The organism is Sabulibacter ruber, assembly GCF_017355955.1.
GTDB classification, from domain to species: domain Bacteria; phylum Bacteroidota; class Bacteroidia; order Cytophagales; family Hymenobacteraceae; genus Nibribacter; species Nibribacter ruber_A.
In genome coordinates this window covers 987,174-1,010,168 of record NZ_JAFFID010000002.1, presented here as the reverse complement: position 1 = coordinate 1,010,168, position 22,995 = coordinate 987,174, and the positions used below count along the sequence as shown (strand labels likewise).

Genomic DNA, 22,995 nt, shown 5'->3' with positions numbered 1-22,995 from the left:
CCTATGGCGGAGCTAATAGAGCACCTGTATCAGAAATATCTGGAGTGCCGGAAAGTAAGCACTGATTCGCGGGCCGAACAAGACAACACCCTTTTTTTTGCCTTAGACGGGCCTAACTTCAAAGGCAGCCAGTTTGCCCAAATGGCCCTGGACAAAGGCGCCCGCTATGCCGTTGTGCAAGACCCAACTATCACGGGTCCTAACATCATCCAGGTGGAAGACTCTCTCAAGGCCTTACAGGCTTTGGCGCTGCACCACCGGTTGCAATTGAACATCCCGTTTATTGGCATTACCGGAAGTAACGGTAAAACCACTACTAAAGAACTCATTAATGCGGTCCTGAGCCAGAAATACAACGTGCTCTGCACCAAAGGGAACCTCAACAACCACATCGGTGTGCCGCTCACCTTGCTCAGCATTCAGCCGGAGCACGAGCTGGCCATCATTGAGATGGGTGCCAACCACCCCGGCGACATCGCGGAGCTTTGCTCTTATGCGCTGCCTACCCACGGCATTATCACCAACATTGGCAAGGCGCACCTAGAGGGCTTCGGGAGCCTGGAGGGTGTGGCCCGCACCAAAAGCGAACTCTACCTGCACCTGGACAAAGCCGATGGAACTGTGTTTGTGAATACTTCTAACGAACACCTCATGCGCATGGTACGCAGAATAGCCAAGAAAGTCACCTATTACCAACCCGAAGATGATTATACCGCCGAACTGCTTCAGGCCGCCCCACAGGTGATTTACCGCGCCGCCAACGGAGAGGAAGTGCATACCCACCTGATGGGTTCCTACAACTTTGAGAACATGGCCGCTGCTGCGTGTATCGGGCAGTTTTTTGGCGTGCCGCACGAGGCAATCAACGCCGCCATTGCCGGGTACGTGCCCACCAACAATCGCTCCCAGATTGTACAGAAAGATACTAACACCGTGCTGCTGGATGCTTACAACGCCAACCCAAGCTCTATGGGCTTATCGGTTTCCAACTTCGCGCAGATGGCCGGTGAATCAAAGGTGGTCATCTTGGGCGACATGTTGGAACTGGGCCAGGAAAGCGAAGCCGAGCACCGCGCCTTAGGCGAGCAACTGAATGGACTGAACTTCGCGCAGGTGTTTCTCTGCGGCAAGGAAATGCGCTACGCCGCCGAGGTGAACCCCGACTTCCGCTACTTCGCCGAGAAAAGCGCCCTGGAACAATGGCTCACCGATCATCCCGTGCGCAACAGCCACGTGCTCATCAAAGGCTCCCGCGGGATTGGCCTGGAGACGGTGGTGAATTTGCTGTAGTGGCTTTTGGGTTGTTTTTAGGAAAACAGGCCTGAAACGCTACTGTCGAAGACACTCGTAGGAGCTGCGCACACTACGGGGTCTTATTGAGTTCTGAATTCTGAGTCCTGAGTCTAAATGATAGAAAAGCTGGCGCGAGACTTCAGACTCGTGACCTGGGATAAAGCGAGTCTCCAGACTCGCAATAAACCACCAGCCGGAACTCGGGAGTCTGGAGACTCCATTCATCCAGCGGCACGAGTCTGGAGACTCGCGCCAGCACATTGCCAAAATAGACCTCAGTTGCGGGAACAGGTAGGCTCCAAAGACCTCGTAGTGTGCGCAGCTCCTACGAGTGTCTTCCGCAAACGGCGTTTCCCAAATCGCCCAGACAACAGGAACAAAAACCCTCACAGGTCTTCAAGACCTGTGAGGGTTGAACTCGCCGGCACTGCAGGAGTTCTCACAAACGATTTCAGCCTGTTTTTCTGAAAACACCCGCAAACGGTAGCCACTTCTATCTGCCAACAAAAAGGGAGACCATACACATGGTCTCCCTTTTTGTTGATGGGCAAGCTTTTTATTGTCTCACCACTGTGTTGTAGAAAATCTGGTCTTTGTCAATCAGCCTCATGAAGTAAGCACCGCTGGCCAGGTCGCTCAGATCCAGCTCAACTTTGAACGAGCCATTCTGCACCTTCACTTCTTTCTCCAGGATAGGCGTACCCACCGCGTTGTAGAGAATGATGGTCACTTTCTGCGAGCCTTTGCTTGAGGTGTATTCTACCTGCGCCTTGTCGCGGGTTGGGTTAGGATACAGTTTCACGAAGGCGTTGCCCAGACCGTACGGCGAGCCGGTGATGCTGTTCTTGGTAGTAGCGTTGGCCACGGCACTGTACTCAGACTGCGCGTTGGTGGCGTTGATGGCTTTCACGCGGTAGTAGTACGTGGTTTTCGCTACCAGGCCATTGTCGGTGTAGGCGGTGGTGTTGGCCGGCAAGGTAGCCACTACCGTAAATGGTCCGTTCTGCGCGTTGGCCCGCTCCACTACTACGCCTGTTTCAGAGGTGGTATTATCTGCCCAGGTTAAAGCGATCTGAGTAGAAGTGATGCCCTCTGCGGCAAGCGTGGTGGGTGCCTGAATCACTGGGTTCACCGCAATGGTTCTGGAGGCCGAGGCACCGCAGTCTCCGTTCACGGTGTAGGTGATGGTGAAGGTTCCGGTTTCTACCAGGGCAGGATTGAAGGTTCCGTTCACAACGCCCATCCCGGTGTAGGTACCTCCGGCCGGTGAACCACCGGTTAAGGCAAACGGGGCCGCAGATTCTGCAACCGGGGCAATGGCCGCTAAGGTCACCGCCGAGGCCGCTGTCACGGTCACTTTCTTCGTAGCAGTGGCAGTACAGCCGTTCACTTGCACCGTGTAGGTGAGCGTATGGGTTCCTACGCCGGCGGTGGCCGGGTCAAATGTTCCGGTGGCGCTTACGCCGTTTCCGGCCCATTTTCCGCCTTCGGGGCTAAAACCACTGAGGGCAAATGCCGCCTGGTTCTGGCAAATAGTTTGGTCTGCCCCGGCATTCACCGGCGTGGTGATGCCCACGGAGAAAGGCTTATCGCTCACGTCTTTCACATTGGTGTTAGCGGCGTCTTCCACCTTAATCACCACGTTGTCAGAGGCGGCCAACGTGGCAGGAACCGTCCAGTTAACAGAACCCGTAGCCGCTTGGTTTGTGGCGATGCTCTGGAACGATTGTCCGCCGTTGGTTGAGTAGAAAACATTCACGTTCTGCACGCCCTGACTTCCCCACGTTACCTTAACCGGTGAACCTGGGCAGTACAGCTCGCCGCCGTTCGGTTGCAGCACGGCCACTTTGCGGGTATTGTCATTGCCTTTCACCAGCAGACAAGCCTCGCCGGTAAATTTCATGGCTTCCAGGTTGCCCACGTTGTCTCTGCCTATGGAGAAGAAGCAGTAGGTTTTGCCCGGCTGACCCGTGAACGCATAGGCCGCGGTTGGCGCCAGTTTCTCTTTCAACAAGGTGAAGGCACCGCCGTTTTCAGACACGTACAGGTCATAAGACTGCACCCCGCTGCCTTTGGCCTCGTCCTGGATGGTAACCGCTACCGCCGTAGAGGCTTCCACAATGGCTGGCAGATCCGCTACCTTAGATTCCGGCGCTTTCGCATCCAGGATGTTTTGGGCCCGGTTGGTGATAATCGGGTCATTTGTATCGAAGACAATGGAGCCTCTGGCGTGGATAGTGTCTCCGGTGGCAGCGGCGCTCTTCGGCAGCACGGTGTAGGTCACAAAGCCTTCTCCGGCCCCGCTGGCGTTGTTCTTCGGCAGGAAGCCTTTCAACGGATCTGCGGGTGGTAAACCGGTAGCTGGGTCAATGGTTTGCAACATCCAGAAGGCTTCGTTCTCCAGTACGTCTACCCCGGCGGTTACTTCCACGTTGTAGCCCAAGGTATCGGCCAGCGCCAAGGTAGTCTGGTAACTGGCGACATCTGCCGGCACGTTGAAAGTGAACGGCCCGAACCCAAAGGAACCCAGTCTAAAGCTCAGCGGATTCAAATCAGCATCCAGCGGTACCTTCACCCGTACGCGTTGCGCCGGTGCCGAGGCCAGGGTTGAGTCATTCTCATAGGTTACTTTGTAGCTCATCGGCATGGTAGCCGCCACCATGCGGTTCGGCCCGAAGCCTACCGGTCCTATGATCTCGTTCGGGTCACAGGAAGCCACAATATCCGTGCAAAGGGCTTTACCGGCACAGGTTGCGATGTTAATGGCCACCTCTATGCCCGAAGAACCATTGAGACAGCTGATTCCGTCAATGATGTACTGGATCATCTGCTTTTTCCAAGGATCCGTTTCTGCACAGTTTACCCAGGAAAGGCCAAATTTCACCACATTCAGGCCGGTGCTTACGCCCAGCACAATTGGGTTTGGCCCACCCGTAGAGACGGAGGCAATCAAGCTATTGAGTCCATCGCCCGCAATACCCACCGCAGCACTTATTCTACAATCAGAAATGGAAGTAGAAACCATGCCCACTGCCGCTGAGTAAGGATCACTGGCACCCGTACGCACTTTGACCACCTGGTTTAAGTAGTCCAGGCTTTTCTTACAGTCATCGGCTGAGAAGAGCGTCTCGTCACACTTCTTCGGATCGGTGGGCGGTTCCACGTCATCTTCTGGTTGCTGCGGCTGCTGAGGCCAGTCAGGAATGTACGATTTGCTGTACCGGTAAGAACCCGGTCCTTTTGGTCTGGAAGTTGGTCTTCTGTGCGGAGGCGTACCCGGAGGGGTTCCCGGAGGCGGGCCTGGTTGCTCTGGACCCACCGGACCTGTAGGACCGGTTGGACCTTCCGGACCCGGGCCTTGCGGGCCTGGACCACCTTCACCTCCACCGCCGCCCTGGCCACCACCCGGACCACCGGGTCCACCAGGACCGCCTGGCCCACCAGGGCCCGTTGGACCTGCCGGTCCGCCTTTACCGCCTGGTCCACCCGCACCGCCGTTTGGTCCACCGGCTCCCCCGGGGCCACCTGCGCCCGGTCCAACAGTTCCCGTGCCAGCACCACCTTGCCCGCCGGGGCTTCCGGCTTCGCCCCATCCGCCGGGGGCACCCGGCACGCCTTGTTCGCTTGGTTTAGGCACATAAGCGGTAAAACACAGGTATAACGTGTTGCCGGTCACCCGCAGCGAGAACTTGCCTTTGTAGGTATAGTTGTGGGCCACAAAGCGCGAAGTGTCAATCGCGAATTTGTTTTCGGCGAAGCCGGTGATTCCGCCTTCGGCTACGGCAATGGGCCAGCACTTATCCACAGCCGGGTACCAGCCTGCCAGGTAGCTTGGGTAATTGTCATAATCCAGCGAGGAAACCCTGATCACAAACGGGTTCTGGGCCGTAGCCGTGATGTTCAAACGACCATTGATCTTGATCAGATCCCAGCCTGGATCTGCCCCCGCAGAGCCATTGTACTTGTTGATCTCCCACAGGTAATCCTGCCCCGGCGCAAAGGTGGCCGTAGGCATGATGATGGATCCCGGGCTCGCCCCTGGGTCATAGTCAAACGCTACTACCTCTGGGTTCTGCTCTTCTGCTTCATCGGGTTGGTTGTTCGCAGGTACGCTACCGCAGGTTGGACAGGTAAAATCAAAGCCGGTCGTATCGGCGGTGGCCAGGAACCCGTTGGCGAACAGAGGAGCAATGGCTTGGTCAGCGAATTTCCGCTGGTTGCCTGCCAGGTTAACCAGCCCATCAATTTTGTGTGCATTCAACAGCTCCGGATTGACCAGGATGGCCCGTCTGGTGATTTCAATCTGCTCAATGAGGTTAGTCATGAAATACTCCTGCGGATACGCCATCAACTGCACGGTGAGCGGGAAGCGGTTCAGTTTGAAATCCTTCAGCCCAACATTCACTGCGATGGTCAGTTTTTCGCCGGGAGCCACATTCCGGGCGATAAACGGAACCTGTTTTGAGCCGCCCACAATGGTGTAATCTGAATTGGGTACGCCCGGGGCCAACGGCCAGTCAGAGCCGGTCAGGAATTTTCCTTCTACTTTCTCCACCGATACCTCGGCATCATCCAGCATGGTGAAATTGCCGTGCAGCACCGGAATGTCTACGTTAGACGTGTTGCGGAACGAGAAGGTGTACAAGCCGCCTTTGCCCTTACGCAGCACATTGGGCGCCTGCGGAATGTAGTCTACCGTGTACGGCTTGATCTCTTCCACGGTCACTCCTTTGGCCAGCACCTGTTGCTGGTTGTTAGGATTGGTGGCCACCACATCATAAATCCCTTTTGGTGTGTTGGTCAGGTTCCAGCGCAGTTGCAGTTCCATGCTGCTCACCATTTTCACTACCTGAGCGGTTGCTGCCGTAGCACCATTAGCACCTTTCAAGGTAACCTGAATGCCCTGGCGGAACCCGGCTCCTTGCAGCGTACCGGTCACCTTGCCCTGCCCCATGCGGTTAGGCGTGATGCCCATGATGGAGAAAGGCAGTGACTTGGCCAGCAAGGTAACGTTCTGGCTTCCGCTGAACCCTGAAGAGGCCCTTACCAGCACATAGTAGTTGCCGGCTTTGGTCTGCGGAATGAGTACCTTCTGGTTAGGTCGGTTGAGGTCTGAATACTTGAAGTCAAAGTTGGCGGCCGTTGGAATGCGGTTGTAGGCTACGTACACCTCGTTCAGGCCATACTCCTGGTCGCTGTTCAGGGTCAATAACAGATCTTGGTCAGCGGTAACGGCTACCTGGTAGAACAACTGGTCATTCAGCTTCAGCGGCGCGATTTCCGGCACATTCAGGAAAAGCGTCTTGATTTTCACGTTGACCGGCGCGTCTCCTGTTTTCTGGTTGTTATTCAGGTTATTCTCAGCAACAGCGTTGCTGGAGTTGGTGAGCAGGATTCCCTGGTAGTTGGCAGGCAGCAAACCGGGTACCGGCGCCATCAACGTTCCGGAGAACGACTTGCCAGGCTCCAGGTTGATGCGGGTTTCTCCATAGTTGAGCAGCACATCAGAGGCCGGGTTCAAGTTACCATCAGCGGAGAGGAAGGCGCTATTCCGCAGGTTGCCCACGGCCGGCACGGTGCCCACGTTTTTCACGGTATAGGCCGCCTGCAGATTTTCGCCCAGGTAAACGCTTGGCGTGAGGTTCACTTTCTCCACGATCAGGTCAGCCGGAGGTGCGGTGGTGATCTTCACCGGAATGGCCACTGAGAGGTTATTCTCTTCCTTGTCATGCTCAAACACCATGTCCTGGTTATCGGCGCGCACAAAGAGGTAATACTCGCCGTTGAGGTACGTTGGAATCTGCACCTCAATGCTGTCTGTATAAGAATCGCCTTTCGCCAACGGGTCTGTTTTCTGGTTGCTGCCCAGCGTCTGGCTCGTAGCCTTGGAAGCCAAAGCCGGATCTAATCCCAACCATACGGCATCGCGCCAGTAGGCCAGATCTGGGTACTTGCTGGAAGCTACTCCCTGGCCCTGGTTCTTGACGGTGAACTTCACCTTCAGGTACTGGCCCGCGTAGGCTTCGGCCGGAGCCTCGATCTTAGTCACTACCAGGTCTGCCGGCGGAGCTGTTGATAAGATGATTTCTTTAATTTCCAGGTTGTTCTTGCGGTCTGGATCATTGGTCACCAGTTTGTCAGGGTCCGTGAGTACAATCAGGTAGTAGGTTCCGGACAGGCCTTTCGGCACTTCGGTGGAATACGTAGCGTCGTAAGAAAGGCGCGGGTTCAGGCCACCGCTGCGGAAGTATTTAGAGAAGAGAACCTTATCTCCGGCGTCCAGAGTCCGGTCTTTGGAAAGGTACACGGCATCTGACCAGGTAGAAACCTCGGGGCTACCGCTTCCTATGTTAGACACTTTCCAATCCAGTTTGATGGTGGTTCCGGCCTGGGCCACCGGCGGCACGGTAAAGTCTGTCACCTTCAGGTCTGGTTCCAGAGGTGCATATTTCACCGTCACTTTCTTGCCGTACGTTTTCAGGTTGTTTTCCTCATTATTCTCGTAAACCTTGCCCGAGAAATCTGTCTGCACAAAGAAGTAGGCATCGCCTATGGCATAAGGGGCTCTTACGATCATTTCTCTGTTCTGCGTCTGTTTTGGCTCTGGCTGCCCGTCATAGTTCTGGGTCTTCAGGCTTTTGGTAGGATCCCAGGTGGTGGTGCTGGAATAAGAGGTCTGGTCCTGGTACACCCCGGCTGGTTTACCGGTACCGTTGTTCTTCACCTGGTACTTGATTTTGAACTCAAGCCCGGCAGTTACCTCATCTGGCATATCAATGTTGAGCACTTCCAGATCGGCGTAACTTCCCACGGAGATGTTGATCTGTTTATCGCTTCGTTTCTGGTTATCTGAGGTAAAAGTGTGCTCAAACACCTTGTTGTCCTCGTCGGTGATCAGGTAGGCATAATACGTACCGGAGATTCCGTCTGGCAAGCGGATGCTCTTGGTCTCGGTGTAGGAACCCTTGTTGCCCACGAAATCAGGACCGGCGGTATGGTAGAATTTGCCCAGGCTGATGCTGGTAGCCTTGTCAAAGGTGCTTTCCTTGGAAATGTACAGGTGATCATGCCACACATTTTCTGTAGCCCTTGGCGCGGAGGCTCCGCTGTTTTTCACTGTCCAGGAGAAAGTAGCCTCTTTTCCGGCAACCCCGGTGTTCTGAACGGTGAGCGCACTTACCTCCAGGTTGGGTGGAGGCGTCAGTTTGATGTTGATTTCCCCGCTGGCCATCACGTTGTTGCTCAGGCGCGCCCCTTCATCTACTCCGTCTTTATCGGCGGCTACCACAAACACGTAGTATTTCCCTAACTTATCTACCGGCAAGGTGACCGGGGTAACCAGGGTATAGTCCTTTTTAGTGGGCAGCGGAATGCCAGCAAAATCACCGCAGGCGTTTTTCTGAGTGGTGCTTTTCAGGCTCACAAACGAGGCACCCAGGTAGATGTCTGTCTCAGGGGAGAAATTCTTGTCCGTAGACAGGTAGATGCCGTCTTGCCAGTAATGATCATAGCAATGGGCGGTGGCTCCCAAGCGGGCGCCTCTTCCCCCAAGCACTTGCGTCTGAGGAATTACTCCACTGGCATACGTTTTCTTACCCAGGGCACTGGCTTCGCCCCTGTTGAAAACCTTATAAGAAACGTCAATAGTGCTTCCGTTGAATACTTCTGATTGTACCCCCACAGAAATCATCTCTAAGTCTGCCGTTGGCCCGGTCTGGATGTTGATGAGCTGGTATGCGTAGTTGTTCTGTTCATTGGCCTCGTGGAGGTTATGCGCCCCAATCAGCCGGTCAAGAGAGCATTTATCACCGGTGAGGTCTCCTCTACAGTTGGCGTGCTCATTATCTGTGATGATAAAGAGGTAATAGGTACCCGGCGTGGAAGGTAATTTCACTTCCTGCACCTGCCGGTACGATTGGCCAGGCTGCAGATACGTCATCTGTGGGAAGGTGCCCAGCAACTCGTCTTCATCGGCGCGCAGATCCAGGTCGCTGGACAGGTACACTCTGTCTACCCACTGGGCACTGCCTGTTCCGGCTTTTCCGGTGTTCTTCACATCCCAACTCACCGGAATGGTGCCACCGCTGGTAGCCGTTGCCTGTACAGACTTGTTCAATACCTCCAAATCTGGCAGAGGTCTGGTATGGAACGTCTGAACAGGTCCTTCGGTCTGCTTACAGTTGTTGCGAGACACTACCTGCCATTTGTACGCCACGTCTGAATCAAGATGCCGCGCTGGCGGAATGGTATACCCAGGTTCCTCTACATTAGCTACAAACGGATGGTTTGGACGGGTAGCTTCTGACGCTGGCCAGATATAAACATCATAGGAAGTGGCGTTGGCCGCCGCCGCCCAGGAGAGACTTGCCGAGGGAAGCACGTTTTTCATGTCATTTGCCGGCTTCATGCTGGTGACTGCCGCCGGAGTAACCGGGTTGCCTACCACCACGGTAAGGGTCTGGGGCTCTCCTGCGGCTCCGCAAGCCGAAACCGGTGTAACCGTAATGGTGTAGGTACCCAAAGCAGTCCAGTTGATGGTCACCTCCTGGTTGTCTTCGGTCTTGGTGCCACCTCCTGAAATTTGCCACCTGTGCGTGGCGCCGTTGCTGTTTTTAACCTGGTATTTCCAAATACCCGGACAAACGTTCACTACCCCTGTAATGGCTTCTGGCTTATAGGGAGGCAGGCAGGACGGTTTCAAAGTTTGAACGGGTCCTTCTTTCTCCTTGCAGGCATTCTTGGCCACCACCTGCCACTTGTACTGCACCCCGTACTGAATGCTACTGGTCACCCGTACCGTAGTAGCGGTTACATTATCATAGGTAGGGAACGCTGGCCGGGGCTTTCCATCATCGGGCCACAGGTATACGTCATAGGAAGTGGCATTCTGAGCAGCGGTCCAGGAAAGATCAAAAGGTACCAGCAAATTGGTAGTTCCGTTTACCGGCTTCATATTGGAAACTACTCCCGGAACAGGCGGATCTTGCACCGTTACCTGTATGGTCCGCGCCGGACCTGCCTGTCCACAACCCACCGAAGGCGTTACGGTCAAGGTATGGGTACCGGCCTTGTTCCAGGTAACCTGCACCATGTTTCCGGTTCCGGACACAGTACCGGCCCCGTTGGTAGACCAGGTATAGCTGATTCCGCTTACCTGAATCACACTGTAGGTCTGCTGAACACCCAGACAAACATTGGCCACGCCTGTAATCGCCGAAGGCTGACCTGGGGTAACGCACTTGAGGGTGAAGGTCTGGGCTACGCTTTCCACCTGGAAGCAGCTGTTCCTGGCTATTACCTGCCATTTATAAACCTCGCCATAGTTCAACCCGGTGGTGAGGGAATATGAGGTAGTAGTAAGGTTATCTGCCAGTGGTGCGCTTGGTCTTGTGGTGCCGTCTTTCCAGACGTAGACATCATACTGCGTGGCATTGGTTGAGGCCGCCCAGATGAGATTCAGCGGTAAAGAAAGATTGGTGCTTCCGGAGGCCGGCTGCATGTTGGTAATGGCAGTAGGTAGCTGTACGTTCTGTACCGTCACCTGCAATGTACGGGCAGGCCCGCTCTGGCCACAGCCCACCGATGGGGTCACGGTCAAGGTATGCGTTCCGGGTTTGGTCCAGGTCACCTGAACGGCGTTGCCGCTGCCCGAGATGATTCCGGCCTCTGACGCGGACCAGGTATAGGTCACTCCTTCTACCCGTTCTACACGGTATTGCTGCTGCTCCAGGCAGACGGTCGTTTTTCCGGAAATGACGCTTGGCTGCAGAGGTGCAACGCAGTTGATGATGAACGTCTGGATGGGCCCATCGGTCTGGTGGCACGTATTTTTGGCTACCACCTGCCAGTTATAGGTAACCCCATTGATGATGTTGACATCATCATCGGTGAGGGAGGCAGAGAGGGCCTGTAAGTCTGCTTTCACCGGCGAGAAAGGACGGGTAGTACCTTCGCGCCACACATACACGTCATACAGCGTAGAATTGGCGGCGGCAGACCAGGACAAGCTAAGCGGAAGCGAAAGATTCCCGCTGCCAGTAACCGGCTTCATATTGCTTACCTGACCCGGTGCCGCCATCTGCTTCACGGTAACCTGAATGGAGCGCGGGGTACCTGCAATGCCGCAGCCTACCGGGGTGACGGTAAGGGTATAGGTACCCGGCGTTTTCCAGGTGATCATCGCCAGGTTTTCCACGGCTTGCACCTCTCCCCCGCCTGACAGAGTCCAGTTGTAAGTGACTCCATTGATTGAGGCGACGGAGTAAATTTCCATTCCGGCACAAACCTCGGTTTTACCGGAAATAGCAGCGGGTTGCGCCGGAGGAGTACAGCCCAGGGTAAACGTTTGTACCGCACTTTCCGTGGACTGGCACTCAGACTTGGCTACCACTTTCCACTTATAGGCTACGCCATTGGTCAAACCAGAAGTGATGGATACCGTGGTACCCTCCAGATCATCTTTAAAAGGGGTAGAAGGCGCATTCGCCAGACTTGCCGGCCAGATGTACAGGTCATAACTAGTGGCATTGCTTGAAGCGCCCCAGGAGAAGGTGAGCGGCAAAGACAAATTAGCCGCATTCTGCGCTGGTACCAGGTTGGCAATGGCTCCGGGCTTGGGGCTGGTAATAACGTCTACTTCATACGTCTTGGTGATTCCGGTTGGCTGGCAGTCACTGGAGATGGTAAGGGTGAGGGTGTGCTTGCCGGTTCTGGCCCATTGTACGGTCACTTCATCCTTGGTAGAGCTCAGGATGGTTCCGCCGGAAGAAACCGTCCATTTGTAGATGGCTCCTTCCACTTCACCGGCCGAGTACGTTTGGGTTCCCACGCAGTTATTCCCCTCCACGTCAATGTCTTCCGGCATCACAATTTTTACGCAGAAGCTTCGCTCCACCGCCGGGGCCGGGGCATACACGCTGTTCCCGTTCTGGTTGGCCGTAACGGTTACTTTCCCGAACCCATTCAGTAAAACCAAATTGCCGTTGAATAACTGGGCAGGACCAGAAACGGAATAAGAAACGGGTAACCCTGAACTGGCTTTGGCATTCAGGGTTAGTGTTTCGTAGCTTTCCCGGTCTTGTATCTGGTCAAACGTGATGGTTTGGGCGGTTTGCCCGGTAGACAGCCTGCCCGCCCCGGTCAATTGCAGGACCACAACCCGCTGTGTATGGCTTCCCCCCTGGCTATGGCCTCCTTGGTTGGTGACCACCGGTAAGTCTGTACTGAACGAGGAACCTACCGCTACCACATTCCCTTCAGCATCTGTTGCAACGCCCTTTAGGATCTCTTCCCCGGTTGCCCCGTAATACGTAGCCCATTGGCGAGCCCCCGCGGCATTGAATTTCAAAAGGTACCCATCTGAATAATCATCCCCGGAACCTTGCAATTGGTTTAACCCACCGGCAATGGCCTGGGTTGGAAATGCTACTCCGTTGGTAGAACCAACCACAAAGATGTTATTGCTTTTATCGGCGGTTATGCTGCTGCCCAGGTCTTCGTCTGGACCACCGTAATAGGTAGCCCAAGTGCTGGCTCCCCCGTTGGTGAATTTCAGGATAAAGGCATCGCTCTCGCCCCCGAAGGTGCTTTGGTTGTATGCGCCGGTTAAACTCTGCAGCGGGAAAGACATGCCGTAGGTGGTACCGGTCACCAGCACGTTGTTGGCCGCATCAACGGCAATGCGTTCCCCGGAATCATCGGCCCTGCCGCCGTAATAGGTTGCCCATTGCCGAACGCCCCCCGGCGAGAATTTTAGAAGGAAAGCATCGGTTCCGTTGGAAGAACCGGTGGCAAAGGTCTGGTTATAGGCGCCGTTTAAGGTGTGCAGCGGCATGCCGACTTCGGCTGATCCCGTTACCCAAATGTTTCCGTTCTGGTCGGTGGCTACCCCTTTGGCTATTTCTTCCTCGGCTCCGCCATAATACGTAGCCCACTGCCGGACACCACTGGCACTGAACTTCAGAATGAACGCATCGTCACTCCATCGGCTGGAACCGCCGCCCCGGGTAGCTTGGTTATACCCTCCGGCAACCGCCTGCACCGGGAAATTGGTGCTGTACGTACGTCCCACCACAATGATGTTCCCGGAGTTGTCAATGGCTACATCGGTTCCTTCTTCCTCTTCATCGCCGCCGTAATAGGTACTCCAAAGCCGAACCCCGTTGGAATTCATTTTTAGGATGAAAGCATCCTGGTTTCCTTTGAGCGTGGTTTGTTCGTATCCGCCGCCTGCTAATCTGGGCAGGTTGGTGCTGGAGGTATAACCGGTGACCACCACGTTGCCGCTGGCATCAACGGCCAGGCCATTGGCTTCCTCATTGCTGCCTCCGCCAAAATAGGTGGCCCATTTCAGCACTCCGTTTTTATCGAATTTTACCAAAAACGCGTCATAAGCGCCGCCATGCTGCGTCTGGTTGTAACCGCCGCCAATGATCTGGGTAGGAAAATCCTCACTGTATGTTTTACCGGTGAAGTAGATGTTGCCCGCTGCATCGGTGGCTACATCAGTGGCTTCATCCAACAGGGAGCCTCCGTAATAGGTAGCGAAGGGATCTATGACCAAGTCTTTTTGAGTGTCATACTCCCCTACCTTGAAACCGATGTTGTTCTTGCTTTTAAGCACGAAGTTGGAGTGAACCGCTCCCTCTTTGCCTTCCTTTTTCTGGTAGGTATAAGGCGCCTCCTCCTGAATGCCTCCCAGCGGATGCTTGATCTGCAAGTGCCCTTTGGCATCAATGCTGATGTCGGTGGCTCCTTCATATTGCATCTGGATATCGGCAGGGTTACCGCCCGGGTGCACCACAAAGTCATATTTCACCCCCTCAGGATTGGCATGGAAGACCAAGTCTATGTTAGGGTACACCTCTTGGTACACCAGTTGCTGATAAGCGGGCACCCCGGTAATGCCTTGCGGGCAATGGGGCAAATAGTAGTTATAGAACTCCCCCGCTTTCTGCTCGCTCAGGATCTTAGTCTTCGGATTGGCATTCACTAACCGCATCACCACTTGTTGGGTTTTGCTTTTACCGGTACTTTCTTTTTGCTGAAAGTTATACACCACCCTGTCTGGCGTGAAGTAAAGCGTAGCCCCGGGCACCGTAGCCGTGAACGCCACCCGAGCACTGGAATTTACCGCCTGAATCTGCCCCCGGTTCTGGATGAAGTGAACAGGTTTGGCTGGCTTGACTGGTGCCGCTTGCAGGTGCAGCACATTTACTAGAAAGACAAAGAACGCAAGAGAAAATCTGGTACAGTAGCGCTTCATTGGCAAGGGTTAGCTGAAGGTAGGTTATAGGAAGTAGTTGCACTGAGAAAGGCAGGAATGATGCAAGGCTAAGGAGTTGAGGCAACCGGGCATTTGCAAAGTGGCTTATCGCTCCAAAGAGCAGCCGCTTTGGGGAGCCAGAAAGAAATCAGCGCGCTCCGTACACCCTTTTCTCATCTCCTTAAAGGAAAACATCACTCATGTCTAGAGATGATAGACAGGGCTAAAGAAGAAATCCCCTATAAGTATTATAAAAAATTAAAATAATTTTAAAACAGGAAAACTTTAGGATATTTCTGTAAGGAAGAAGAGCTGTATTGTGGGAGGTTGGTAAATTTTATACTACGTTTCTTGCCGTTTTTGCCCTGTTTTTAAAAACTAACCCTTAAAATGCAACTAAGCCTAACCCAATTTGTGCGACTGCTTTCAAGTTTAAGGAGAGGAAAACCAGTAAAGGCGGAAGGCCTTACGGCGATTAGTGAAGGGACTGCAGAAGTTTAGTGTTTGCAGCAACTGAGAGAACGGAGAAGCTGTTTTTGCCCCTTTTTCACAACCCGTGCTTAAAACAGACAGACAATAAAAAAAGCCTCTGCTTGTGGGCAGAGGCTTCTGTTTAGGGGCTGAATTCTCAATTAGAAAGGAGAATCAAAGTTCTCAAGCGTAGGAAGAATTTCATCTTTTTCAGATACTAAAGGAGTTTCAATTCCCCAATCAATGGCTAACGCCGGATCATTCCACAGCAGACCACCTTCCGATTCTTTATGATAGTAGTTGCTGCACTTGTACTGGAAAATGGTGCCTTCTTCCAGGGCTACAAACCCATGCGCGAAGCCAACCGGGATGAAAAAGGAATTCCGTTTTTCGGCGTCTAAGATGCAAGTCACGTGCTGCCCGTAAGTGGGTGAATTTTTGCGGATGTCTACCGCCACGTCCAGTGCTCTGCCCACGGTCACGCTCACCAATTTCGCCTGCGCGAAGGGTGGCTTCTGAAAGTGCAGCCCGCGCACCACACCTTTTTTGGAAATGGACAGGTTATCTTGGACAAAGGTCTCGGTGACACCGGCTTCTGCGAACAGTTTCGCGCTGAAGGTTTCCAGGAAAGCTCCGCGGTCATCGGCAAAAATTCTGGGCGTGATTTCTAATACTCCCGCAATTGGGTAGTTCTTTACTTGCATAGGATCTGTTATTTTATCTTTCTGGCTACTTTCCCGGTAGCACCTTCTATGGCCGCAAAATAGCGATCAATCACAAATTTCTCGTCGAATTTTTCTTCTGCTAAGCGGCGGCTCTTCTGGCCCATGCACTGGAGTTCCTGGTCTGATAGTAGATAGACCTGCTCCATTTTGGCGGCCAGATCGGCGCCGTTGCGTACCTCGCAGAGATAGCCGTTGTAGCCGTCTACCACGGTTTCCTTGCAACCAGGCACGTTGGTAGTCACAATGGGTTTGCCCATAGCGGCCGCTTCCAGCAGGGTGCGCGGGGTTCCTTCGCGGTAAGAGGGCAGCACCACGCAGTCAGAGCCGTGCACTACGCTGGCCACATCATCTGAGGTACCCAGGTACTCCAGCCATCCTTCGTTGGCCCATTGCTCTACTAGTGCCCGTTTGATGCCAATGTTACCTTCCTCGTCAATGGCACCCAGCAACTGGACACGCAAATTTGGGTATTTCACTTTCAGGATTTTGCTGGCCTCCACGTACTCCACCAGACCTTTCTCATAAAGAGCCCGGGAAACCATCAGGAACACGAAAGGCTCCCGGCGTTTGAAAGCGGCGGGTTGGTATTTCTTGGTGTTGATTCCCGAACCGGGAATGACTTCGGTGATGGAGTCGCGCACCAGTTTCCGGTCCAGGAACAGGGCCTGGTCATCGGAGTTCTGGAAGAAGACTTTGGCCGGGAACTGGAACGAGAACCGGTACAGCGCCATGGCAATCTTGGACACCAGGTTCTGCACAATGAAAACCGTCCCCAAGCCAGACACGTTGTTGATGGTAGGAATGCCCGCCAGTTTGGCCGCAATGGAGCCGTAGATGTTGGGTTTGATGGTGTATTGCAAGATCACATCGGGCTGCACGCTTTTGTAGGCCTTCAGGAATTTGCGCACCAGCAGCATGTCTTTGAACGGATTGGTGCCTTTGCTTTCCATGGGCAGATGCACAAACTGGCATCCTTCGGCTACCAGTTTAGCGGAATAAGCATCTTCCGGGGCAATGGCCACCACCTCGTGCCCGGCGGCCAGAAGGGCTTTCACTAAGCTTAATCTAAAATTGAAGATATTCCAGGACTTGTTGATAACAATGGCAATGCGCATGGGGTAGTATAAAGCAAAAGACAAAGATAGCAGCAGATTCGGCAGCAACCTGCACCTACGGACAGAAACTGTTCTGGTTTGTCGGTTTTCAGGGCCTTTGTGCTTATTTTGCGCCGAAACCAGCCTTCGGTTTGCCGTTTTATTTCTATGACCACCGCTTTCTTGCATACCCATGTTCTGGTAGTAATCCTATTCCTGATCCTGTTTCTGGTAAAGGCGTTTCTGCTGTTTCTGAACAAACATGACCACCTGAACAGAACCCGTTCCTCCACCAAAATGCTGGACATGGTGTTTGGCGGCCTTACCCTCGTTACCGGTGGGTACCTGGCCTTCAGCTACAACGGCCCGCTCCCAACCTGGCTGTTTGTGAAAGCAGTGCTGGTGCTGGCAGCCATTCCCCTTTCTATTGTGGGCATCAGGAAGCACAATAAGCTATTGACAGCCACCGGGGTACTGATCTTTCTCTATGTCTATGGCGTGGCCGAAACCAAAAGCCTGAAAATGCGTCCTGATAAAGGTGAAGCGGTATCGGTCTCCCCCAACGGAGAGATTGGCACCGCCTCTCCTGACCCCGAGAAGGCCAGCCACCCTATTTTGTCTCAACTGGAAGGAACGCAACTGGAAAACGCCAAAGCCATCTACAACAACCTGTGCGCCAACTGCCACGGAGAAGACGGCCAGAAAGGCGCCAGCGGGGCGGTAAACCTGCAGTTGAGCACCTTGAACGTGGAGGGTCGCCGGGAAGTGATTGCCAACGGACGCGGGCTTATGCCGGGCTTCGGCTCCCAATTATCGGAGCAGGAAATAGAGGCCCTGGCGCTCTACTCCACTTTGCTTAAAAAGTAACCGAACTACATGAAAAACCAATTATACATCACGGCCAAAGAACAGGAGACCGCTGTTTTGGTAGCCGTTCCGGAATACCGCCAGTCAGACGAGAAAACCAAGGAGTACCTGGATGAGCTCGCGTTCCTCACCGAGACCGTAGGCGCCAGAACCCTCAAGCGCTTTATCCAGAAACTGGACAAGCCAGACTCCAAAACCTACGTGGGCAAGGGCAAGCTGGAGGAGATTGTGGCCTACGTGAAAGAGCACAACGTAGACATGGTGATCTTTGACGATGACCTCTCCCCATCGCAGGTGCGCAACCTGGAGCGCGAGCTGGGTGTGAAAATCATTGACCGCAGCTTGCTCATCCTGGACATCTTCGCGCTACGGGCTCAAACGGCCACGGCCCGCGCCCAGGTGGAAATGGCCCAGTACCAGTACCTGCTGCCCCGCCTGACCAACCTCTGGACTCACTTATCGCGGCAACGAGGCGGGGGCGTGGCCATGCGTGGTCCCGGTGAAACCGAGATTGAGACCGATAGACGGATTGTGCGTGACAAGATCTCTTTGCTTAAAGAAAAGCTGGAGAAATTTGAGAAGCAGAACTTTGAGCAGCGCAAATCGCGGTCTGGCATTGTGCGCGTGTCTTTGGTAGGATACACCAACGTGGGCAAATCCACCATCATGAACCTGCTGGCCAAGGCCGATGTCTTCGCCGAGAACAAACTCTTTGCCACAGTAGACGCCACGGTGCGCAAGATTGTGATTGACAACGTTCCGTTCCTGCTCTCAGACACGGTAGGGTTTATCAGAAAACTGCCCACCAAACTGATTGAAAGCTTCAAGTCCACGCTGGACGAGATCCGGGAATCTGACCTGTTATTGCACGTGGTGGATGTGTCGCACCCGTCGTTTGAGGAGCACATTGAAGTGGTGAACGATACCTTGAAAGATATTCAGTCTGCCGAAAAGCCCGTCATCCTGGTCTTCAACAAAACCGACCTTTACCTGGAGCAACGGGAGCAGGAACTGAAAGAAGACCACCCAGATGCCCGACCAGACATTAACGAACTGAAATCGTCTTACCTGGCCAAGCAGCACACACCGGCCATCTTCATTTCGGCTACCAACCGGAACAACATTGATGAGATGCGCCAGGTGCTGGTAGAGCAGGTTTCCAGGATCCACTTTGAGCGGTACCCTAACAATGCGCCCCATGTAGAATAGCGTCTGTTTCGGGCTTGTTTTAAGTAAAACAAGCCCGAAACAGACCAGAAAGCCTTTGCCAGGGAGGCCTGGTTCCCAGGGTGAGCATCCGTCCAGAGTGCAGACAGAAACTCCGCAAGGCAGGCTTTCCAAAGCACAACTATTTTCCAGCGCATCCAGTAAAGATGAAAGCCACAGCTGTCTGTCAGTTGTGGCTTTCATCTTTACTGGATGCCAAATGAAAACGCTATATCTGTTAAGACACGCTAAATCCAGCTGGGACTTTGAGGAGCTGAGTGACCATGACCGGCCTTTAAGCACGCGCGGGCGCTCTGATGCTCCGCTGATAGGTCAGGAATTGTCAGAAAGGAAAGTGAAGTTGGATCTGATTATCTCCAGTTCAGCGGTAAGAGCCATTAGTACGGCCACCCTGGTAGCCAAGGAGCTTGGTTTTGCCCCAGAGAAGGTTGGGGTGCAGGAAGAGCTGTACCATATCACCGCTGAGGATCTGCTCATGTTCATCCAGTCACTGCCGGAGGAGTATACCCATGTGATGCTGGTGGGCCACAACCCCACCTTCACGGAAATAGCCAATCTGCTGCTCCCGGAAAGAAGCATTGTGAACATACCCACCGCTGGTATTGTGGCCATCAGTTTTGACTGCGGCTACTGGGGAGAAATCTCGCCAGACAATTCCAAGCTACTTTTCTTTGATTACCCTAAAAACTATCGTTAACGCGTGCCCGTGCTGCCACGCATAACTCCACCTGAATGGCTGCCAACGAACCAACCGCCCCTACAGAAACTACGCTCGCCAATGCTGCCCAGCCCTCGGTCCCGCTCATCAGCAGAGACATGAGCTGGCTGGCTTTCAATTACCGGGTGCTGCAAGAAGCCAAAGACCCGCGGGTGCCCCTGTTGGAGCGCCTCAACTTCATGGCCATCTTCTCCTCTAACCTGGATGAGTTTTTCAAGGTGCGGGTGGCCACCATGCGCCGCCTGGTCAACCTGAAAAAGAAAACCCGCGAGAAACTGGAAGAAGACCCATCGGCGGAGCTGGAGAAGATCATTGAGGAGGTTTCAAGGCAACAGAAAGAATTTGGGCAGGTGTTCCGGAACGAGCTGTTGCCCGAGCTACGCAAAGAGCACATCCACCTGATTAATGAGGCTGAGTGTACCGATGGTCAATTTAACATGGCCCTGGTGTACTTCCGCCGGAACGTGAAGCCCTTGCTGGTGCCCATCATCTTCAGCACCAACCCAAGTCCGCTCTTCCTCAAAGACCAGACCGTGTACCTGTTGGTGCGCCTTAAACCCAAGGCAGAGCAGGCAACAGCCCAGGAACAATACGCCATTCTGGAGATTCCTACCCAGAAACACGGCAGCCGTTTTGTGCAGTTACCGGCAGAACAAGGTGAAAACTACGTCATGCTGCTGGACGATGTCATCCGGTTGGGCTTGCCGGAACTGTTCCCCGGCTTTGCCCAGATTGAGGCCTACGCCGTGAAACTCTCCCGCGATGCCGAGCTGGATATAGAGGAAGAAGTCTCTGGTAACTTAATGGCTAAAATCAAGAAAAGCCTCAAAAAACGGGAGAAAGGGCACCCCAGCCGTTTGCTGTATGACCCCGCCACGCCGGAGCCTATGCTGCAGGCCCTGTTGGAGCGCATTGGCATCACTACCGATGAATTGGTAGTAGGCAGCCGTTACCATAATTACCGTGATTTCTTCGGGTTTCCTAAGTTCCAGAAGCCTGATCTCTCCTATGAGGCCAAGCCACCGCTGCCGCACCCCGGCCTGGAGAAGGCCAGCAGCATCCTGTCGGCCATGAAAGAGCAGGAGTTCCTGGTGCATTACCCGTACCAGAAGTTTGACTACGTCATCAGATTCTTTGAGGAAGCCGCCAATGACCCGGCCGTCACCAGCATCAGCGCCACCCTGTACCGCGTAGCCGATAAATCAAAAGTGGCCAAAGCCCTGGTGCGCGCCGCCGAGTTCGGGAAGCTGGTAACGGTGGTGGTAGAGTTAAAGGCCCGCTTTGATGAGGAATCCAATATTTACTGGGGCAGCAAACTGGAGAAAGCCGGAGCCAACGTGATCTACAGCTCACCAGATTTGAAAGTGCACAGCAAGATTGGGCTGGTTACCCGCCAGGAAGAAGGGAAAGCTGTGCAGTATGCGTACCTGAGCACCGGTAATTTTAACGAGAAAACCTCGCTCATTTACACAGACCACGCGCTTTTCACCACAGACGAAAGGCTTACGAACGAGCTCACCAAGGTCTTCAATTTCCTGGTAGATGGCGGCGGAGACCAAACGTTTGAGCACCTGCTGGTGGCTCCCATTAACCTGCGCGAAGGGTTTGAGGCGTTGATCCAGCACGAGATGCAACTGGCCCGCGAAGGAAAACCCGCCTACCTCATCGCCAAGATGAACGCCCTGCAAGACACCCGCATGATCAAGCAATTGTACGCGGCCAGCCAGGCGGGCGTGAAGATTGAACTGCTGGTGCGCGGCATTTGTAGCTTGATTCCGGGCGTGCCGGGTTTCAGCGAGAACATCACGGTACACAGCATTGTGGACAGGTTCCTGGAGCACGGCCGCATCTATGTGTTCGGTAACGGGGGCGAAGAGAAAATCTACATCGCCTCCGCCGACTGGATGAACCGCAACCTGAGCCGCCGGGTGGAAGTAGCGTTTCCGATGTATAATCCGGAATTAAGGCAGGAAATACGGCAGATGCTGGACCTGCACCGCAAGGATAACCAAAAGGCCCGCACCACCGACAACCAGTACTGGGTGTCAGACGATCCCTCGGTCTCTGTAAGAGCCCAGTACGAAGCCTATGATTTTCTGAAAGCAAAAGCCGTTGCCGCTGGCCTCCTGCCTGAGGCGGAAGGTTAGAAAATATACTATCAAAAAAGCCAGAAGCCCGCTTCTTCTCAGAGGCGGGCTTCTGGCTTTTCTATGCAACCTGTTTTGGGGCTGTTTTCAGGAAATCAGCCCCAAAACAAAGGCTAAAGTTACTGCTTGAGGAACCGGCGCGGCGGCACCAGGAAGAGCTCTACGTTAAAGAATACGGCGTCTTTGATGTGGGTTTCAATCAAAGGATTGGCATCACGCCGGCGGCCGTCATACACGTTGAAGCGGTGGTTGTACCGGTAACCGGTTTCCAGCCCAAACCACAGGAAATCATAAATCTCGCGGTCCCATCTCAAGCGGCCTTTGATTTCAGACTTGCGCAGTTCCACGGTCTCGTACTGGTTGAACGGCGGCGTGTCTATGTTGATGTTGTAGGTGGCCCCGTCAATTCTGTAGCCCATGTACAGCAATGATTTTTCTGAGAAATTCCGCCGGAACGTCACGTTGGCCGGAAAGATGGCTTCCACGCCCCATTTATCATTGAAGGTGCGGTTATAGAGCAAGGCCGGGTAAATGGTCTGCCGCCCAAAGGCATAACCCAACTGCACCCCTACCCCAAAAGACAGGTACGGACTTTTCTTCCAGCCGTAGATGGCTTCCATGGAGGTTCTCAGGTAGCGCGTCAGGCTGATTTTGTCATTTTTACCGTAATCGCCGTTCAGCTCGCCCTTCACCCGAAAGATGATGTAATTCTTGTGGTTGAGGGGTTTAAGCATGACCAACTGCCCGTCCAGTGACCGCAGGTTCTTGTCTTCCAGCCGCTGGTACAAAGGATATTGCTGCGTCTCGGGCTCTTTGTAGTTGAACTCCTCCAGAAAGTAGCCGCCGCCCAACACCAGCTTGAAATGCGGGTTGTTCACCAAGGGCGCATAGGCTTTGAACTCAAACCGGTTGCTGCGGAGTACATCGGCGCGGGCATCTTCCACGGTACTTTGTTGCCCCCGGGAATGCATGCCAAACCGGGGCAGACGCTCATACCGGATGATCACCCCTTTACTTTTTCCCTGCCCCAGCACAGAGGGGTTGGCTAGTTCCTGCGGGTCAGTGGAATCACGGGCGGCGCGGAGGGCATCAGAGAAAAGTCCCTGTGCTGTTGCCTGCCTTTCTGCTCCTATTAAAGCCAAAATCCCCACCAGAATAAAAAAGCGTTTCATAAAAGTTGAATAAGAGG

At 53.9% G+C, this 22,995-nt stretch carries 9 protein-coding genes; 5 read left to right on the top strand and 4 right to left on the bottom strand.

The annotated features are described in order from the left end of the window. Positions 1 to 3 precede the first annotated feature (3 nt). Positions 4 to 1,290, top strand: a complete 1,287-nt coding sequence (locus tag JT719_RS15445) for a UDP-N-acetylmuramoyl-tripeptide--D-alanyl-D-alanine ligase (protein WP_207434214.1) — start codon at positions 4 to 6, stop codon at positions 1,288 to 1,290. A 559-nt stretch (positions 1,291 to 1,849) separates the two neighbouring features. On the opposite strand, the gene JT719_RS15440 is transcribed toward JT719_RS15445, so the two are convergent. The 3 genes from JT719_RS15440 to JT719_RS15430 all read right to left on the bottom strand — a co-directional run bounded on the left by JT719_RS15440 (position 1,850) and on the right by JT719_RS15430 (position 16,868). Continuing rightward, a complete protein-coding gene (locus JT719_RS15440; RefSeq protein ID WP_207434213.1) occupies positions 1,850 to 14,557 on the bottom strand; it encodes a DUF7948 domain-containing protein in 12,708 nt (4,235 codons plus the stop codon). 632 nt (positions 14,558 to 15,189) lie between these two features. Then, positions 15,190 to 15,732 (bottom strand): dTDP-4-dehydrorhamnose 3,5-epimerase, encoded by a 543-nt coding sequence (gene rfbC / locus JT719_RS15435; protein ID WP_207434212.1) that lies wholly within the window; start codon positions 15,730 to 15,732, stop codon positions 15,190 to 15,192. A gap of 8 nt (positions 15,733 to 15,740) precedes the next feature. After that, the gene (locus JT719_RS15430; RefSeq protein ID WP_207434211.1) at positions 15,741 to 16,868 is read right to left on the bottom strand and encodes a glycosyltransferase family 4 protein; all 1,128 of its coding nucleotides are present in this window, start codon (positions 16,866 to 16,868) and stop codon (positions 15,741 to 15,743) included. 147 nt (positions 16,869 to 17,015) lie between these two features. On the opposite strand from JT719_RS15430, the gene JT719_RS15425 reads away from it, so the two are divergent. The 4 genes from JT719_RS15425 (at position 17,016) to ppk1 (ending at position 21,806) form a co-directional block, all read left to right on the top strand. Next, on the top strand, positions 17,016 to 17,714 hold the full coding sequence (locus JT719_RS15425) for a SirB2 family protein (RefSeq protein WP_207434210.1): 699 nt from the start codon (positions 17,016 to 17,018) through the stop codon (positions 17,712 to 17,714). Between the two features lie 9 nt (positions 17,715 to 17,723). Continuing rightward, positions 17,724 to 18,923 (top strand): GTPase HflX, encoded by a 1,200-nt coding sequence (gene hflX / locus JT719_RS15420; RefSeq protein ID WP_207434209.1) that lies wholly within the window; start codon positions 17,724 to 17,726, stop codon positions 18,921 to 18,923. Positions 18,924 to 19,140: 217 nt separating this feature from the next. Further along, positions 19,141 to 19,638 (top strand): SixA phosphatase family protein, encoded by a 498-nt coding sequence (locus JT719_RS15415; RefSeq protein ID WP_207434208.1) that lies wholly within the window; start codon positions 19,141 to 19,143, stop codon positions 19,636 to 19,638. A gap of 35 nt (positions 19,639 to 19,673) precedes the next feature. Beyond that, positions 19,674 to 21,806: a polyphosphate kinase 1 gene (gene ppk1 / locus JT719_RS15410; RefSeq protein WP_207434207.1), complete on the top strand. Its 2,133-nt coding sequence runs from the start codon at positions 19,674 to 19,676 to the stop codon at positions 21,804 to 21,806. A gap of 119 nt (positions 21,807 to 21,925) precedes the next feature. On the opposite strand, the gene JT719_RS15405 is transcribed toward ppk1, so the two are convergent. Continuing rightward, complete coding sequence (locus tag JT719_RS15405) at positions 21,926 to 22,978, bottom strand: DUF6268 family outer membrane beta-barrel protein (RefSeq protein WP_207434206.1); 1,053 nt, start codon at positions 22,976 to 22,978, stop codon at positions 21,926 to 21,928. Positions 22,979 to 22,995: the final 17 nt, after the last annotated feature.

Excerpts from the sequence above, each read along its gene's own strand:
- JT719_RS15445 (WP_207434214.1), top strand. The coding sequence starts at position 4 with ATGGCGGAGCTAATAGAGCACCTGTATCAGAAATATCTGGAGTGCCGG.
- JT719_RS15440 (WP_207434213.1), bottom strand. The coding sequence starts at position 14,557 with ATGAAGCGCTACTGTACCAGATTTTCTCTTGCGTTCTTTGTCTTTCTA.
- rfbC (WP_207434212.1), bottom strand. The coding sequence starts at position 15,732 with ATGCAAGTAAAGAACTACCCAATTGCGGGAGTATTAGAAATCACGCCC.
- JT719_RS15430 (WP_207434211.1), bottom strand. The coding sequence starts at position 16,868 with ATGCGCATTGCCATTGTTATCAACAAGTCCTGGAATATCTTCAATTTT.
- JT719_RS15425 (WP_207434210.1), top strand. The coding sequence starts at position 17,016 with ATGACCACCGCTTTCTTGCATACCCATGTTCTGGTAGTAATCCTATTC.
- hflX (WP_207434209.1), top strand. The coding sequence starts at position 17,724 with ATGAAAAACCAATTATACATCACGGCCAAAGAACAGGAGACCGCTGTT.
- JT719_RS15415 (WP_207434208.1), top strand. The coding sequence starts at position 19,141 with ATGAAAACGCTATATCTGTTAAGACACGCTAAATCCAGCTGGGACTTT.
- ppk1 (WP_207434207.1), top strand. The coding sequence starts at position 19,674 with ATGGCTGCCAACGAACCAACCGCCCCTACAGAAACTACGCTCGCCAAT.
- JT719_RS15405 (WP_207434206.1), bottom strand. The coding sequence starts at position 22,978 with ATGAAACGCTTTTTTATTCTGGTGGGGATTTTGGCTTTAATAGGAGCA.